Annotated in this window: 16 protein-coding genes; 14 read left to right on the forward strand and 2 right to left on the reverse strand. The window is 41.4% G+C overall.

The annotated features are described in order from the left end of the window. Nucleotides 1-412: 412 nt before the first annotated feature. The 12 genes from DC082_RS04695 to DC082_RS04750 all read left to right on the forward strand — a co-directional run bounded on the left by DC082_RS04695 (nucleotide 413) and on the right by DC082_RS04750 (nucleotide 13,108). Nucleotides 413-1,651, forward strand: a complete 1,239-nt coding sequence (locus tag DC082_RS04695; protein WP_109235959.1) for a uracil-xanthine permease family protein — start codon at nucleotides 413-415, stop codon at nucleotides 1,649-1,651. A gap of 210 nt (nucleotides 1,652-1,861) precedes the next feature. Continuing rightward, nucleotides 1,862-3,022: an A/G-specific adenine glycosylase gene (gene mutY, locus DC082_RS04700; RefSeq protein WP_109235960.1), complete on the forward strand. Its 1,161-nt coding sequence runs from the start codon at nucleotides 1,862-1,864 to the stop codon at nucleotides 3,020-3,022. A gap of 126 nt (nucleotides 3,023-3,148) precedes the next feature. Beyond that, a complete protein-coding gene (locus DC082_RS04705) occupies nucleotides 3,149-4,999 on the forward strand; it encodes a tetratricopeptide repeat protein (RefSeq protein ID WP_109235961.1) in 1,851 nt (616 codons plus the stop codon). A gap of 82 nt (nucleotides 5,000-5,081) precedes the next feature. After that, a complete protein-coding gene (locus DC082_RS04710) occupies nucleotides 5,082-5,897 on the forward strand; it encodes a symmetrical bis(5'-nucleosyl)-tetraphosphatase (RefSeq protein WP_109235962.1) in 816 nt (271 codons plus the stop codon). Between the two features lie 448 nt (nucleotides 5,898-6,345). Next, nucleotides 6,346-6,969, forward strand: a complete 624-nt coding sequence (gene yihA / locus DC082_RS04715) for a ribosome biogenesis GTP-binding protein YihA/YsxC (RefSeq protein WP_109235963.1) — start codon at nucleotides 6,346-6,348, stop codon at nucleotides 6,967-6,969. Beyond that, nucleotides 6,956-7,942, forward strand: coding sequence for a glucokinase (locus DC082_RS04720; protein ID WP_109235964.1), 987 nt, complete (start codon nucleotides 6,956-6,958; stop codon nucleotides 7,940-7,942). Before yihA ends, DC082_RS04720 begins: the two co-directional genes overlap by 14 nt. A gap of 7 nt (nucleotides 7,943-7,949) precedes the next feature. Beyond that, nucleotides 7,950-8,786, forward strand: a complete 837-nt coding sequence (locus DC082_RS04725; protein WP_094566811.1) for a MurR/RpiR family transcriptional regulator — start codon at nucleotides 7,950-7,952, stop codon at nucleotides 8,784-8,786. A 64-nt stretch (nucleotides 8,787-8,850) separates the two neighbouring features. After that, nucleotides 8,851-9,693 carry a tRNA pseudouridine(38-40) synthase TruA gene (gene truA / locus DC082_RS04730; RefSeq protein WP_109235965.1) on the forward strand — a complete coding sequence of 281 codons (843 nt, stop codon included), beginning with the start codon at nucleotides 8,851-8,853 and terminating at the stop codon, nucleotides 9,691-9,693. Nucleotides 9,694-9,908: 215 nt separating this feature from the next. Next, nucleotides 9,909-10,916, forward strand: coding sequence for a tryptophan--tRNA ligase (gene trpS / locus DC082_RS04735; RefSeq protein WP_094566810.1), 1,008 nt, complete (start codon nucleotides 9,909-9,911; stop codon nucleotides 10,914-10,916). A 112-nt stretch (nucleotides 10,917-11,028) separates the two neighbouring features. Beyond that, the gene (locus tag DC082_RS04740; protein WP_229821577.1) at nucleotides 11,029-11,811 is read left to right on the forward strand and encodes a segregation and condensation protein A; all 783 of its coding nucleotides are present in this window, start codon (nucleotides 11,029-11,031) and stop codon (nucleotides 11,809-11,811) included. Nucleotides 11,812-11,900: 89 nt separating this feature from the next. Continuing rightward, nucleotides 11,901-12,314 (forward strand): ComEA family DNA-binding protein, encoded by a 414-nt coding sequence (locus tag DC082_RS04745; protein WP_109235966.1) that lies wholly within the window; start codon nucleotides 11,901-11,903, stop codon nucleotides 12,312-12,314. A gap of 209 nt (nucleotides 12,315-12,523) precedes the next feature. Continuing rightward, the gene (locus tag DC082_RS04750; protein WP_109235967.1) at nucleotides 12,524-13,108 is read left to right on the forward strand and encodes a hypothetical protein; all 585 of its coding nucleotides are present in this window, start codon (nucleotides 12,524-12,526) and stop codon (nucleotides 13,106-13,108) included. A gap of 63 nt (nucleotides 13,109-13,171) precedes the next feature. On the opposite strand, the gene DC082_RS04755 is transcribed toward DC082_RS04750, so the two are convergent. Both DC082_RS04755 and DC082_RS04760 read right to left on the reverse strand, forming a co-directional pair. Then, nucleotides 13,172-14,230 (reverse strand): YkvI family membrane protein, encoded by a 1,059-nt coding sequence (locus tag DC082_RS04755; RefSeq protein ID WP_109235968.1) that lies wholly within the window; start codon nucleotides 14,228-14,230, stop codon nucleotides 13,172-13,174. 582 nt (nucleotides 14,231-14,812) lie between these two features. Next, a complete protein-coding gene (locus DC082_RS04760) occupies nucleotides 14,813-15,901 on the reverse strand; it encodes an AI-2E family transporter (RefSeq protein ID WP_109235969.1) in 1,089 nt (362 codons plus the stop codon). 469 nt (nucleotides 15,902-16,370) lie between these two features. Between DC082_RS04760 and DC082_RS04765 the strand changes: the two genes are divergently transcribed. Continuing rightward, nucleotides 16,371-17,018 (forward strand): RnfABCDGE type electron transport complex subunit B, encoded by a 648-nt coding sequence (locus tag DC082_RS04765; RefSeq protein ID WP_109235970.1) that lies wholly within the window; start codon nucleotides 16,371-16,373, stop codon nucleotides 17,016-17,018. Between the two features lie 94 nt (nucleotides 17,019-17,112). After that, complete coding sequence (gene nth, locus DC082_RS04770) at nucleotides 17,113-17,748, forward strand: endonuclease III (protein ID WP_109236196.1); 636 nt, start codon at nucleotides 17,113-17,115, stop codon at nucleotides 17,746-17,748. The last annotated feature ends 4 nt before the right edge of the window (nucleotides 17,749-17,752 follow it).

Consider the following 17,752-nt stretch of genomic DNA (forward strand, 5'->3'; position numbering starts at 1 on the left):
AATGATCTTAATGATCTTTAAATAATGATTAAGATAGTATTAAGATAGTAATTTACATCATCCGATTGATATCTTCGTTATTATCTTCGATGATATTCTCTTTTATATGATAGTTACACAATAGAGCCCTCTAAAGAGCCAATCAATTACGTAACTGATCGATAGAAAGATAGAAGTATCTCAAATAATGATAATAACCACAACTTTTAGAGATAGATGAGCTGCATAGATTTTACACCTATAACCAGATCAGCGATCTCTCCTTCTAAAAAGTTCTGAACTGCGCTTAATCGATCTCAAAGATGATCTCAAGCAATAACCTGCTATAATCAAAAAACAATTTTCTATTGATGCATCACTCGATGCACCCTATCGATCCTTTAATATCTATTCTTAATGAGGTATCTACTCTATGCAGGCTATTCATAACGCCGTTGCAGGTCTACAGATTCTCTTTGTAGCCTTCGGTGCAATGGTGCTCGTCCCCCTTTTAACAGGACTTAACCCTTCTATGGCGCTTCTCGGTGCCGGCATTGGCACCATTCTCTTTCAGATCGTTACCGGTTGGAAGGTACCGATTTTTCTCGGCTCCTCTTTTGCTTTTATTGCCCCGATCATCTTCTCGATGACCACTTGGGGACCGGGAGCAACCTTCTTTGGCCTCTTCGCCGCAGGCTTTATGTATTTTGTCTTCGCTTTTGCCATTCGCATAAAAGGGATCGATAGCGTCCATAAATTGATTCCTCCGGTTGTGATCGGTCCTGTCATTATCGTGATTGGGCTCTCCGTGGCTGCCGTTGCGACACAGATGGCAATGGGGAAATCTAATGGTGAGCAAGTGATCGACTACAAACTCTCCATCATTGTTTCAACCATTACCTTCGCTGTGACAGTGTTGGTAACAATCTTTGGCAAACGCTTCTTAAGACTAGTCCCCATTTTGATCGGTATTGCTGTTGGTTATTCGATTGCTGCTGCGCTAGGATTAGTTGAATTTGAAAAGGTTATTGAAGCACCTTGGTTTAAAGTTCCTCAATTTGTTTCACCTGAGGTTAACTGGATGGCTGCGCTCTTTATGCTTCCTGTCGCTATTGCACCGGCGATTGAACATATCGGCGGTATTATGGCGATCGGTAAAGTAACAGGTAAGGATTATGCCTCTAACCCGGGGTTAGATAAGACGCTCGCAGGAGATGGTTTAGGTGTCTGTGTTGCCGGCTTAATTGGTGGCCCACCTGTGACTACTTATGGTGAGGTAACGGGCGCGGTAATGTTAACTAAAAATGATAACCCATTGATTATGACCTATGCCGCGATCTTCGCAATCTTCATGGCCTTCTTTGGTAAATTTAATGCCTTTTTAAACTCTATTCCACTCCCTGTTATGGGTGGCATTATGATTCTTCTCTTTGGAACAATCGCAAGTCTTGGTCTTAAAGCGCTTATCGATGCAAAAGTTGATATCACTATCCCTCGTAACTTAGTCATTATCAGTACTACATTAATTACGGGTGTGGGCGGATACACCATTGAGATCGGCAGTTTCCCCTTTGCCGGCGTCGGTTTAGCCTCTGTTTTAGCCATTGTTCTTAATGCTATTCTCCCTCACCCTAAAGATGAGAAGAGCGAAGAGATTGAGGTTGATCTTTAAATCAGCCCTCAGCTGATAAGTGATTGATGAATCATAGATAATCAACCTCTTTATAGCATCAAAACTTAGCATCAAAACTGATTGGCGGGAGAGATAATCTCCCGCTTTTCACTTCTCTTTGAAGATCATTGAAAACTTACTCAAAATAGACTCTTCACCACGCCTAGCACCATTCAATTCCTTGTACCATTTCTAGAAAATAGTAGCGAAATGACAGATATTAAACCTCTTATTCAAGATAACACCTTACTCGATCCCATCACCGAAGAGAAAGTGTCTCGCTTTCAAACCTATCTCCTTGAGTGGTTTGAACGAGAAGGTCGCCATGATCTCCCCTGGAAGCCTCAGCCCCATCTGAGTGAAAAGATCAATCTCTACCGCATCTGGATCTCTGAGATTATGTTGCAGCAGACACAAGTGATCACTGTTTTACCCTATTTTGAAAGATTTATGGCCGCCTTTCCGACGCCAGAAGCATTAGCTGAAGCCTCTGAAGATCAAGTTCTCAAATTGTGGCAAGGATTGGGCTACTATACTCGCGCCCGCAATCTCCATGCCGCAAGCCAACAACTTGTCTCTCAATTTCAAGGTGTTATTCCTCCTGATTTTGATGCTATTCGCTCTCTCAAAGGAATTGGCGATACAACCGCAAATGCCATTTTAGCGCAAGGATTTAATCTCCCCTATGCCATTTTAGATGGAAATGTCAGGCGCGTTCTCTCTCGCATTGTCGGCATGACTGCACCACGCAAAGAGCTCGATAAACGTCTTATACCGATCAGCAATCTCTTTCTCTGCCGACAAAACCCAGCTGATTACACTCAAGCGATTATGGATTTTGGCGCAACGCTCTGTAAGCTTAAGCCGAACTGTGAGCGCTGTTTTATGCGAGAGGCGTGTAGTGCCTTTCAACATAAGAAAGTATTGGAGATTCCGGCAAAAGCACTCAAAAAGAGTATGCCGGTAGAGTCGGTAGCCATGCTGATTTTTGAGGAGCAAGATTATCTCTTATTAGAAAAGAGACCGGAAAAAGGGATCTGGGGTGGCCTCTACTCACTGCCAGAGCTCATCATTAAAGGACGTAATTCTCGCAGTAAAAATAGCCCTATCTTAGCCAATATCACTCTTGAATCGATCAAAAACCGAGAGAGCTTCACCCAATTTCGACATCAATTTACCCACTACACATTGGAAGCTTCAATCTTTAGAGTGTCTCTCTCCTCTCTCATCGAACTATGCCCCGAGCTAGAGAAAGCATTACCCCAAAATCTCTCCCTTATTCCCCGTGATGAACTACTTCTTCTCCCTAAACCAAAACCGATAGCAGATCTGCTGACTCAATATTTAAAAGAGCGCAATAGCGGATCATGACCTTGATAATCAATCGGTTATTGCGCTATTTTATTGCGCTAAAAATCTGTAGTATACTAGCTCATCTAGCATATAAAATGCTCACCCATTTACAGAGCCCTCTTACTAGCTACTATCGAGACTTGAATGAATAGATTTCTATTACAACGAGTGATCACTATGTTCTCTCTTTTTCGTTGCTATCTTCTCATAGTAAGCTTGATTCTTATCACAATGATTCTCACCTCGCTTGCAAGAGCAATTCAAGCGAAAGAGCTCCAATCTCCCGCAGTACTCTCTGCGGTGATCAATTCTTATAAAAAGATCTCCTCCTATCCTAAAAATGGCTACCCGCTTCTAATTGGTGCAGCAAAGTCGGTGCTCTACCAAAAATTGATGGCAGCACCACAAGAGGAATTGATAGAGGCGCAGATCGAAATAATCCCGACGGCCCCGCCGGCAGAGCTTCACGATGAGATCACCTCTATTATCGATCAATATGAGACTGAACAGAAAGGCGCTATTCGTCATGATAGTGCTATTGAGGATTATCTCCTCTTCACCCTTTTTCCCCATCGGAAAAGTGAAATTGTAGAGGATCCTATCGCTCGTCCTTATGAAGAACATCTCCATCAAAATGATCTCTCCATGATTCGCATTGCCGATCGTATCGACCACTCTTTGAGTCTTCTTGAAGAGGAAGATCTTGTCAAAGAGGAGATCAGTGAAGAGAGAGGAGAAGATAATACAGAAGATCTTCTCGAAGATCCGCTTGAAGAAGAGGCGGAAGGTATTGAATTCACCGAGGAGATCACAGGTGAACTGACAACTGAGTTTTTAGAAGAGTATTACGACAATATTCATACTTATAGTGCCGATCTTGATGAGGAGACAGAATCAGAACCTCTGATCTACCCTTATCTTCCAGATCCGTTAGAGATTTTAGAAGAGGAAGCGCTTATCGCTGACTTTAATAACTTGCCTCTTGAAAAGCAGATTGAACAACTGATTATTACTGGCGATTACTTTCTCTTAACAAGTGATAATGACAAAGCGCGTCAATACTATCTGCAAGCGATCAAGTTAGGGGCTAAAAAGAAAGACTCCCCCTTCTATGCTAAAGCATTGGTGAAATTAGCCGATATTGAGGAGAATCCTTTCCTTGCCCGTTTTCAATATACTCATGCGCTTGATCTCTATAAGACATTTTCAGGCTTTGATATGGAGATCGCCGATATCTTAGTAAAGCTTGTCTGGACCTTCGATATGGCAACAGAAAGACTACTGATCTATGATCTCCTCTCTCAAGCAAAAAGTATCTTGGAAAATCATACCTATACACCACAATATACCGAAGTGCTACGCAATCTAGCAGTCTATTATGAGACTGTAAATGATTTTGAAAAAGCAGATGCAAATTATAAGGCGGCGCTTGCGCTCGACCTACAGCATCTTACCACCAATGATATTCGTACCATTCTTGCGCTTGAAAATTATGCTAGTTTCTATCTTAAATTTGAAGAACTCGAAAAAGCGGAAGAGATTCTTCTCTTTAAACTTGAGTCTCATGAAGCTGTGTCACCGCCAGATTATTACAATCTTGGCAGAACACAGTCGATGTTAGGATGGGTCAACCTTCAACTTGGAAATCATGAAGAGGCACTCCACTACTACAGTAGCGCGCTTGGCAATATCAACTACAGTATTACTAAAAATCGCTTTATGCCACACTACTACTCTTTGCCGGCGATTTTAGATCTGATCTATCTCTTTGTCTCTACAGAAGAGTATGAAAAAGCGATTCCCTACTATAACTTTGCTATCTCTCTCTTAGAGAATGAAAATGAAGCTTACACCCTTGATTACCTCCGCACTGTTGATCGCGAAGAGATCTCACCCTCCGATATTGTCCACTATCCTTGGGCCTTTGAAGCAGAGGTAGAGGGATTGTTGAAGATAATGGAGTATGCCCCTTATGAAGGCGCGCAGCTTCACTAGATAGATTGTCACTCGATAGATTGAGCCATCAATCAAGATCAGAGAAGAAGATACCGATAAATGATTGAAAAGGAGTAATACGATGGCAACCTATGTGATGGGCGATATTCATGGCTGCTTTGATGAATTTCAAGCCCTCTTAACAAAGATCAATTTCAAGCATCAAGAGGATCGGCTCTATCTTGTGGGAGATCTTATCAATAGAGGCCCTAAATCACTTGCTGTTATGGAGTATCTCTTAGCGCATCAAGATTCAATTTTTCCTGTATTGGGAAATCATGATCTCTCTTATCTCGTCTATGCAGAAGGCTATACACGCCTCAAAAGAGGTGATACCTATCAAGAGCTGCTCGAAAGTTCGCTGGCCGATGAGATTCGTGAATATCTACGCCATCAACCCCTTGTGCGCTACCTTCCTCAATTTAAGATCGCGATTGCCCATGCCGGAATTCCTCCATTTTGGAGTATTGAAGAGGCAGTAAGATTGAGCAAAGAAGCGCAAGCTTATCTACAAAATAGCGATCACGAGATATATCAGCAATTTATTCAATCGATGTTTGGCAATACACCAAATGCATGGTCTCCAACACTCCAGGGATTTGATAGAATTCGTGCCATAATCAATTACCTGACAAGAATGCGTTATCTCAACTTAGATTTAAGTCTCGATTTTGCTAACAAACTTGATCAATATGATGAAAAAGTGATGCTCCCTTGGTTCAAATTTGAACGTCCTAAACAGGAAGATAACCTCATTATTTTTGGTCATTGGGCAAGTCTAGGTCGCCATTTCGAAAATAGGGCCTATGGGATCGATTCTGGTTGCGTTTGGGAGGGAGAACTCTCTTTAATGAGAGTTGATCAAAGACCTTTTGAGGTGACCTCCTTCTCTTTCTAAGGAGCTTCCCCTCCAATATTCTATCCTTTAATCATTTTGGCAATGTAGTTGTGTGATGCGGTTGTGTAATGTTGTTTTGCAATAAAGTAGCTTAAGGTCAAAAATGACCAATAAAATATCGAATGGATTATATATCGAATAGATTCAAATAATCATTCCGATAACGCATTTCGATAACACATTCCAATGAATCATTCCAATAAATCATTTCAGCAAAATTTAAGTAGCAGCTTGAATGATCATCAGAGAGATCACTAAAAAAATAGAGAGAGAAATAGGGGTAGAAATAGAGACGAAAATCGAGACAAGAAGAGAAGAGATAAAAATAAAAACCGATCTAAAAACATCTCAATATCGAGCAGAGCGCCTCTCTTCTCTAAGGTGCATTTTCCCCCAATAAAGGGTAGAATATTGCGTTACACAATCCACGGACAAAGAGGAAGGTTACATGACGCAAAATATTCGCTCCTTATTAAGAAAAACCACTTTTAAAACGAGCGCAAATGGTTTAAATCAACTTCCTGATAGCCGTGCTGAGATCGCTTTCGCTGGTCGCTCAAATGCCGGGAAATCGAGCGCTCTCAATCTGATTACCGGGCAGAAAACATTAGCAAGAACCAGTAAAACCCCTGGGCGAACACAACTGATCAACTATTTTGAAGTCTTAGATGATCTCTATCTCGTAGACCTTCCTGGCTATGGTTATGCCAAAGTACCATTACCGATGCGTGAACATTGGCAAAAGATATTACAAGGCTACTTTGAAGAACGAAAACAGCTCGATGCGCTGATTATGTTGATGGATTCCCGCCATCCACTAACAGAGCTTGATAAACAGATGCTCCATTGGTGTGAATATCAGGAGTTACCGACCCATATCCTCTTAACTAAAGCAGATAAATTGAGTAAAAATGAGGCGAGTAAAGCGCTTCATCACGTTCGTAAAGTTGTTGAAAATGAATTTACCATGCCTATTACAGTACAACTCTTCTCCTCAACAAAACCTGAGATAGGACTCAACGAAGCTTTACAATATCTTGGAGCATGGATCAATCATCATGAAGCAGAGTGATGTTTCAACACTGATTACTGACATGGGCGCAACGTTTACACGTATCGCCTATATCGACTCAGAGGGAGCAATCAGCCATATTCGTAAATATCTCTCTTCTGATTTTCCCTCCCCTACTGAACTAATTAAACAATACTTAAGGGATGTAACACCGCCGGCACCCCAGCAACTACTGATGGCGATCGCAGCACCGATTCAAGGGGATCAAATCTCTCTGAGTAATAATCATTGGCACTTTAGTCTCAAAGAGATGGCAGATCAACTCTCTCTAAAAGTGAAGCCTTTCAATGATTTTGCTGCTCTTGCAGCATCACTTGATCATCTTACAGAGAGAGAAGTCGTCAAAATCGATAGCGCACAAGAGTGTGCCTCACCTTTTAGCAATCACCCTAAAGCAGTAATTGGTTCTGGTACTGGCTTTGGTTCTGCGCTTCTGATCTCTACCGCTACAGGAAGCTTTACCATTGCGGCAGAAGGAGGGCAAGCGCTCTACCCGCCACAAGATCAAGAAGAGATCGCGATCCTTAAATTGGTAGAGCAGACACTTCATCGCCCTGTTACCATTGAAGATCTTCTAGGATGTCAAAGAGGTATCCCTCGCCTTATTATGGCGATGGCAAAAATTTATGGACAAACGCCGGTCGACTTCTCATCTGCTAAAGGCTTACTAGCAGCCGCTTTAGAGGAAAAGATGCCCTTTGCAATTGCGGTCCTCTCCCGTTATTGCGCTATGTTAGGAAATGTTGCAGCCAATACACTTCTGACAAGTGGTGCATTAGGAGGGGTCTATATTGCCGGCGGCTTTGCGCCTCGCTTTGAGTCCTTCCTTCTCGATTCCCCTTTTAGAGAGGCGTTTTGTAACAGAAGTCATATTGATGAGATCTTGACACAAGTCCCTACCTATCTCATCAAACACCCTTATGCTACTTTGATCGGATTAAAACAGATCCTATCTAACCATTATCAATCGTGAGGAGCTCATGTTATCTCATATCCAAAATAACTATCATCATCTTCGGAAATCTGAAGCAAAAGTTGCTGATTGGGTCTTAGCTCATCCTAATGAAGCGGTTGACCTCTCAATCAGTGCATTAGCAGAGAAAGCAGGGGTATCTGAACCCACCATTATGCGTTTCTGTCATGCTTTAAACTATGAAGGCTTTCATACCTTTAAACAGCTTCTTGCTAAGAGCTTACGCTCCGGTGTTCCCTTTGTGCATGGAAGTATCTCCCCCCATGATTCTACCGCAAGCATTATTATCAAATTGATCGATCAATCAAGTGCCGCACTTCTCAATATGAAAAACTTTCTCAAAGAGGAGGATCTCGATCAAGCGATCGGACTACTTGAGCAGGCTAATCAGGTCATGTGTATTGGTCACGGTGTCTCTGGCGTTGTGGCTAATGATATTCAACAGAAGCTATTACGAGTCGGAATCCCCGTCTCTGCCTATACAGATCACCATGTTCATAGCTTAGCGGCAAGCCTTTTAACACCTAAAGATGTCTTGATCGCCGTCTCCCATACCGGAAAGAGTCAAGATGTTATCGACTCTGCTGATCTTGCTCTCTCAAATGGTGCGAAAGTGATCGCCTTTGCTCCTAAAAATTCCCCCTTAAGCTACCATGCTACCGTTGTTTTAGAGTCTGGAACAAAAGAGGATACTTCAGAATATATGCCGATGATCTCTCGTCTTGCTGATCTTGCTATTGTCGATATCCTTCTAGTGACTTTAGCCCTTAAAAAGGGGCCTGAGTTTAGAATCGCTATGGAGAACTCACTCAAAATTATCGACTCAAAGCGGACAAAAGAGTAGTTTTTAGAGCATCTGTTACACATCAACCTACAAAATCTTAGAGATTACAAGATTACGAAACTTTATGAAATCACATTGTCACAGTAGCGTTAGAGTAGAGAGCGCGCAAGAAGAGCAACCTGCCTCATATCGCTATGCACTTCTCATTGAGTATGATGGAACTGAATTTAAAGGCTGGCAAAAGCAGCTCAATCCTCCTGTCCGCTCAGTAGAAGCGGTATTGGAAAAAGCAGTCAGTTTTGTGGCAAATGAAGAGATTAAACTAGTCTGTGCCGGACGAACAGATGCAGGCGTGCATGGGATCAATCAGATTGCTCATTTTGATAGCAACGCTATTCGTGAAAAACGTGCGTGGATGTTGGGTATCAACTCTAATCTTCCCCCCGATTGTGCGGTAAGAGATATCACGGAAGTCTCTTCCCAATTTCATGCTCGATTTAGCGCCGTTAGCCGTACCTATCGCTACTTTATCTACAATCATCCCTATCGAAGCCCTCTGCTAAGAACTCAAAGTCTCTGGTGTTACCATCCGCTCGATATCATCAAGATGGAACGCGCAGCACAAGCTCTTATTGGGGAGCATGACTTCTCTGCCTTTCGCTCATCAGAGTGTCAAGCAACAACACCCTTTCGTAATCTACATCATATTACCTTTACACAGAAAGGCCCTCTGCTTGAGATCGAACTTAAAGCGAATGCATTTCTCCACAATATGGTGAGAAATATTGTAGGCACCCTGCTCGAAGTGGGCTTAGGTAAAGAGGAGGTAATCTATCCTCAAAGGGTATTAGAGAGTCTCGACAGAACTCAAGGCGGCATCACCGTCCCCCCTCAAGGATTACATCTCTATCATGTGGAATATCCTGAAGCGATCAATCCTCAATTAATGCTCACCATAAGAGAGTAGAAAATTCAGTCTGAGTTGAGGATGATCTTCTCAATATCGAGATATGACTAGCGCAATTTTAGTCGCATAATTAGCCACACCATTTAAGATACGCTATTTAAGAATGAAAATAGAGTATCATTGAAAGACGTTATTAATAAAAGACCTTATTAAAGCAATAGAGAGATCTTCTCTGATCCCAATTGCTGATTCTAATTTGCAATAAAGGAATTAAAATGAAACAGAAGACAGTTTTAACAGGAATTAGTACAACAGGAACCCCCCATTTGGGAAATTATGCCGGCGCAATTCGCCCTGCAATTGAGTTGAGTAAAACTCATGACAGTGCTTACTTCTTCCTAGCTGACCTTCACTCTTTAATCAAATGCCAAGATCCCGAATTGGTCAATCAATCTCGCCTTGAGATTGCCGCTACCTGGATGGCCCTTGGACTAGATACCGATAAAGCGATTTTTTATCGCCAATCAGATATTGAAGAGATTCCGCAAATTACCTGGCTTCTTAACTGTGTTACGGCAAAAGGGACAATGAATCGTGCTCATGCCTATAAAGCAGCGGTTGATGATAACATCGCACAGGAGAATGATCCTGATCGTGGAGTTACCATGGGGCTCTTCTCCTACCCTGTTCTAATGGCTGCCGATATCTTAACATTTAATGCAGACCTCGTTCCTGTCGGTAGCGATCAGCGTCAACATGTTGAGATTGCTCGTGAAATTGCACAGCGCTTCAACCATATCTACCAATCTGAGTTCTTTGTTATGCCACAAGAAGTGATCGATGATGAAACTGCGATTTTACCCGGTCTTGATGGTCGCAAGATGAGTAAATCCTACAACAATACAATCCCTCTCTTCTTACCTGAGAAGAAGCTACAAAAATCGATCAATCGTATTGTGACAAACTCTCTAGAACCTGGTGAGCCCAAAGATCCTGATAGTGCGCATCTATACGATATCTACAAAGCCTTTGGTAGCGCTGAAGAGACTGCGGCTTTCCGTGCAGCTCTCATTGATGGGATGGGTTGGGGAGATGCGAAAAAAGCGCTCTTTAATCTCATCAATGATCAGATCAAAGAAGCAAGAGAACGTTACTATGAGCTGATGGCAAATCCTCGTATTATTGAAGAGACTCTACAAAAAGGGGCCGAAAAAGCACGTATCCCGGCAAGAGAGATGTTACTAAAATTAAAAGATGCTGTTGGTCTGAGAAATTTTATCTAACCCTTTCGGCAGAAATAATGTAAGGAGTAGCTCATCACTACTCCTGATTTTTCACGATAGGTAATAAAATATTTAGCAACAATAAAAGAGAGATAAAGGATGCTCAATAGATATGAGTGAACATGACAATATTGCGATCTTTAAAGGAGAACAACTCAATCCTCCGGTAGATCTCTTTATCCCCCCAGATGCTTTTGAAATTTGGCTCGATCAATTTGAGGGTCCGCTCGATCTACTGCTCCATATTATCCGAAAAAACAACTTCGATATCCTCGATATACCTATTAGCGATATTACAACGCAATATATGTCCTATATCGATTATCTAGAAGAGGAACGCTTTGAACTTGCATCTGAATATCTTGTTATGGCTGCCTGGTTGGCGGAGATTAAATCTCGCATTCTACTTCCAACACCTGAAGTAGATGAGAGCGAAGAAGAGATCGATCCACGTCAAGAACTTATTCGTCGTCTACAGATCTATGCGCAATATAAAGAGGTCGCAATCCAACTTTCAGAGCGAGAGATCTTCTACCGAGATATTTTTCCTATCTCCCCAGATACCCCTAATATTGTTGTGGAAACACCAGAACCCACAATTGAACTCTCGCAACTTCTTAAAGCATTAGAAAAAATTATTGCAAGGGCTAATCTTCACCAAAAGCATCAGATTAAATCGGAAAAGATCTCTATTAATGATCGTATTGATCAGATTATTACCCGTCTAACGCCGGAAAAACCGATTGCATTTACGGAACTCATCGATCCTGCTGAAGGTCGCTATGGCATTACAATCTCTTTTCTCTCACTCCTTGAGTTAGCGCGAAAACAGCAGATTCTTCTCACTCAAGAAGAGGCTTATAGCGATATCTTAATCGCCCTCGCTACGGAGTAGTTTCCCATCTATTCAAAGAGTTACCTACAGTTAAAACTGCTTATTTTTAGAAGGTTTATCTTCCTAACCATTTGAAATAAGGAGTTTTTATGATAAATAAGGTAACCTCAATTTATAAACGAGTAGTGTTCTCTATTTCATTACTCATATCAGCACTTCTCCTATCGCTTGCCCATTCAGCGCCTATCAATATCAATAGCGCTGATGTCGATACCATTATGGAGAACTTAACGAATGTAGGGCCCGTTAAGGCAACCGCGATTGTTGAATATCGTGAGCAAAATGGTCCCTTTAAACGTGTGGAAGATCTTCTTGCTGTCAAAGGCATTGGCGAAAAAACATTAGAAGCCAATCGCGATAATATCATTATTGATGAGATGATGACTGATGTCACACCTGTCACCGAAAATACAATGAGCGGCGATACAGTGTCTGAAGGTACAGTAACTTCAGATAATAGAGAATCGAATAACCCGCAACAAAATTCTACTACTGAGAAGTAGAAGATCAGAGGAGACAAGGGAGAGATATCTCCTCGCTCATAACTCTCAACGCTCTCCCTAACTCAACTATCTCCTCCCGAGCAGCCGCTATATTAAATATAGTTGTAATATAGCGAGCTGCTCATCTTTTCTATCGATCAAACGTTTCTATAGACAAAGTTTTCCCGTAATACTTTTCCGTAACGCTTCACCAAGATATCGAGTCTGTTATGAATGGCAAAAGCCCATCCTTCAACATAACCGATGAGTCCGGCGCCACACTTATCGAGCTCCTATTTACTCTTCTTCTCATCGCTCTGACCTTCTTCTCCCTCTTCCCACTCTACCGCTCCCTTGAGGAATCACTAACTTTAGAAATTGCAAAGTTCCACCTGAAACAAGATCTGCAGATGGCTAAAAATTTAGCCTCTTTAGAAGAGCGATCTATTACACTCTGTGGAAGTCGTGATGGATACCAATGTCTAGATGAAGAGGAGAGAAGCTGGCCGGGATGGTTGCTCTTCTACGATGACATGCAACAATTTACTCCATCTGAAGAATCGATATTGCACTACTATCCTCTCTTCGAGAAGAGCAATCAGAAATTGATCTTAACAACAACGGCAAATATCGGCGGTGGACTCAATATTAGTGCTCGAAGAGAGTATGCCTATGGGATGGCACGCTCTATCGCTAATGGCAGAATCAATATCTGCCGGCAAGGAGATCATAACGCCTCTTCCGATTCTTACCCCTCTTTTATCATTAATGTCTATGGCTATTTTCGCCTCACAGCAGAAAAGGGTAGCTGTTAAAAGCTACCCTTCTCTTTTATCATCTTCATGATCTTATCATCATTTTATCTAATGATGCAGATACTACTTCTTCTCCGCCATCTTGCGTAACTTGAAAGGTGCATAGATTAAGATCGCAATTAAGAAGAGTCCTAAATAGCCAATTAATGGGTAGAAGTAAGCAATAAGATCGGTAAAACCAACAAAGCTAGCCACATATCCAACGGCACCTGTGATGATCGCAAAGATATAAGATTTTTTAGTCTGCATCGTCGTAAAACGCGCCACAAAAGCGTAGTACATTGCAACGCCGGTGTTGTAGATCATCCCAAAAAGAACAACCGCCATAAACCCACCTAATACAGGAGAGATATCTTGGATGATTTTCAATAATGGTAATGGGTAATTTCCAACAATATCGACTTTTAAGAAGATCGCTAAATGAGCTAAGAGAATTAAGAGCCCGACACCAATTCCGCCTAAAAAACCGCCCCATGTTGCAATCTTAACATTCGGCTCACTTCCGCCCATAACGAGCGCCATTCCAGCACCTACCGCAATATTAAATGAGACATAGTTGACGGCTGAAACAAACCAGTTAGGCAGAGAGGTCTCGATACTCGTTGCAATGGGCTCTAAAACATCCAAATCTTGACTATAGGTAAAAAGGCTATAAGTGCAAATAACCACTAAAGCTACGATTAAGAAGGGGGTAATACTACCAATAAGAGAGATAACACGATGGATCGGCATCAATACCGTCGCAACAATCAAAACAGTCATCACTAAACTACCAATAAAGGGAGAAAGCCCCAGAAATTGAGTTCCTAAGCTTCCTGCGCCGGCAACCATTACAACACCGACACCAAAAAGCGTTAAAACTAAAATGGCATCGACCACAACGCCTAATGTTTTTCCACTTAAAGAGTAGATCGCCTCGCTATGGGAGTGGACTTTCATGATACTCCCAATACGGGTCAACATCATTCCCATATAAGCAAAGAGGACAGTGGCAACAAAAGCACCGACGATCCCCATATAACCGAAACTTGTAAAATATTGTAGAATCTCTTGCCCTGACGCAAATCCCGCCCCGACAATAATTCCTACGAATGCACTAGCAATACGCAGTACCTGAAACATAACTCCTCCTCATGTAATGGTTCTGTTTTCGTTCTATTTTATCGCTTATCTTTTATAAAACTTTCGGGTTGTGGTTCAACCTCTTCTTCAGATCGATAAGAATTCATAGTAATTCGGTGATGATCCTTTTAAAACCACCATCGAAACAATCGATCTCTTTTTATATTTTCTATTTTCTATTTTATATTTTGTACTTTCTATACTATTTTCACTGCTATCACTGAATCACGCCGGGGATCACCCATAAAAGAGCGCCTCAATCAATAAGGCGCTTCCCTCAGTAACAGTTTCAACATATAACACGTTGCATGCTAAATCTATTTATTGATAAACAAATAGACAAATCAAAATTTTTTAAGTTTTCTCTTAACTGGTTATTTAATCGATATGAGATAATTTATCTTCTTGATCCTTAATGTAAATATAACAAAAAACAATAAAAATAAGGATAAAACAATATCAAAATATTATATCTAAACATTGTAAGAGAAATAATTAATCAGCAATAATAGTCAAGAAAAAAGTATCAAGAAATATCTTTAAAAAAGAGTATTCCGAGAGAATAGCAATAATAGCAAGAACCTACTCCGATACCTCTGAGTCACTCTTTTGACCATTATAAAATTCGCTCTTAAGATATCGGTGATAGAGGAAACGAAGTGCGACCATCAATACCGCACATGCGGGTAATGCTAAAAGTACCCCAGTAAATCCAAAAAGCGTTCCCCCAGCCATCAAAGCAAAGACGACAGCAATTGGGTGCATTCCTAATTTATCACCAATCAAAATGGGCGTTAGAACAAAACTCTCCATCAATTGCCCAATCGCAAAAACGATACCTACAAAGAAGAGATGAGTTAAGGTCCCATATTGAAACCAAGCGACAGTGAGTCCCATAATCACCCCTGAAGTTGCGCCAAAATAGGGAACAAAACTGATTAAACCAGCAATCATACCGATGACTAAACTATATTCTACTCCGACAATAGTCAAACCAATGCCGTAGATACAGGCTAGACAGAACATCACTGTTAATTGTCCGCGTAGAAAACCACTCAACATAAAGTTCGCTTCATGAAAAAAGCGCATCGCCTGTGGAAATATTGTCCGAGGAATTAAAGTCTCAAATCGTTCAGTAATACTGACCCAATCACGCATTACATAGAAGGTGATCATTGGAATTAAGAAGAGACTGACCAGGAAACCCACTATCCCCATAATAATAGCGCTAATTGAAGGTGCAATTTTTGAGGTAATTTCACCTAGATAATTGAGAGATTTTGTCAATGCTTGACGCGCCTCATATTGATTCTCTTTTAAACTCTCTAAAGAGAGATATTTCTCTAGCCGAGGAAAAATATTATCTTGCATCCAGAGGTAGTAGGTTGGCACTTTATCGACAAAAGCCAAGATCTGATTAAGAAGCTGCGGAATGACGACGGTTAAAAGTAGCGCCAATAGAAGTAATAACCCGGCAAAGACAATTGTGACCGCCAAGACTCTTGGAATCCTTTTCGATTGAATCTTTTCCACTAAAGGATTACCTAAATAGGCTAAACCAAACGCAATTAAGAAAGGGATTAAAACAGCGGCTAAACGATGAATAAGGTAGAGTGTTATTATTACTCCGATCCAAAAAAATATAAGACGATTAACCCGGTCAAATTGCATGCAGACTCCTATCGATTTCTATCAATATTTCTAAAATATACTAGGTGAGATATATTATCGGGATATTAATAATAACCATCAACGCCCCAATGATACTCTCTATTCTACGCAACTTTACCCTAAAAGCCGACCTATTTAAGTGATAGAGAGAAAAAATAGAATACAAATCATTAAGAGCATCAACTGCTTAAGTATGCCTTAATAACACTTGAGTAAATGGCAAAACGCCTTACAAATCACCGATTAAAAAAATGGAAGAGAATTGCGAAAGTTACACCAATCTCCTATGATTATGAACTTCGAGCTTTTATGGAATATTTCATAGGTATGTCATGAGTATGCCATGAGTATGTCATGAGCATTTCACGATAAAAATAGTGAACCGAAACGCCAATCGCCTCATCAAGCGATTGATCAATCACACTACTCACCCACCCTTAACAATAGATCAACAGATAGACTAGATAGAATGCAACAGAGAACGCAACAGAATCAAGATCTTTTAATCGATGCGGTAGATGCCCTTTTACCACAAACCCAATGTGAACAGTGCCAATACCAAGGTTGCTTTGCCTATGCGGAGGCTATTGTCCGTGATGATGCACCTATTAATCGCTGCCCCCCCGGAGGCGATCGGGTTATTGCTGCATTGGGTGAGCTCTTAACACGCCCAATACTCCCCTTAAATGAGTCGTTAGGTCACTATAAGCCCCCTCAAGTTGTTCGTATAGAAGAGCCCTACTGTATCGGCTGCATGAAGTGCATTTTAGCTTGCCCCGTTGATGCAATTGTCGGCGCACGTCGCTTAATGCATACTATTATCACCGAAGAGTGTACTGGATGTGAGCTCTGTATTCCCCCCTGCCCCCTCAACTGTATCGTGATTGAACCTCTAGACCCGCAGTTAGCTGCTTCTCCGATAGGACTCTCCTCTTGGGAGAAACAGCGTGCTGAAAAGTCGCGTCAAAGATATCGCGCAAAAAAAGCACGAGAAGCAGCACGAACCAATATTACAGATACACAGCCTCCTCAAGAAAAAGAGCTTGCTGACCCGGCACCTAAGGCAAAAATGCTCGATCTTATTGCGCTTGCGAAGAAGAGTTATGATGAACGCTAAATGTGAGCATAGCCTAATAAAAAACCGAATATAAAACAGAAATAGAAATGGATGAAGAGTAAAGATGAGTAAAAAGAAAGAGTATCAACGCCTCATGAACCGAGAAGAGATTACCCAATTTTTCACAATATTACGAAATGAGAATCCTGAACCAAAGACAGAATTGGTCTACAACTCTATCTTTGAGCTCTTAGTTGCTGTTCTTCTTTCTGCACAATCTACCGATGTGGGCGTCAACAAAGCAACAAAAGGGCTCTTTGCTGCAGCTAATACACCTCAAGCGATGTATGACTTAGGTGAAGAGAGGATTAAGGAGTATATCCGAACATTAGGTCTCTACAACTCTAAAGCGGCTAATTTACATAAGACTTGTGGTATTTTAGCAACGAAATATCAAGGAGAAGTTCCTAATGAGCGAGCAGCTTTAGAAGCGCTTCCCGGCGTTGGTCGAAAAACAGCGAATGTTATTCTCAATACTGCCTTTCGTCAGCCTACAATGGCTGTTGATACCCATATCTTTCGCCTCTCAAATCGCACAGGATTAGCACCGGGTAAAAATGTTCGAGAGGTGGAGGATAAACTGCTCAAAAGGATTCCTAAAGAGTTTCTTCTCGATGCCCACCACTGGCTTATTCTTCATGGACGTTATACCTGTATTGCACGCAAACCTCGTTGTGCATCTTGTCTGGTCTATCACCAATGCCAATATTTAGAGAAGACCGATGAGTAGAAAC

The organism is Ignatzschineria indica, from assembly GCF_003121925.1.
In the GTDB taxonomy this organism is placed as follows: domain Bacteria; phylum Pseudomonadota; class Gammaproteobacteria; order Cardiobacteriales; family Wohlfahrtiimonadaceae; genus Ignatzschineria; species Ignatzschineria indica.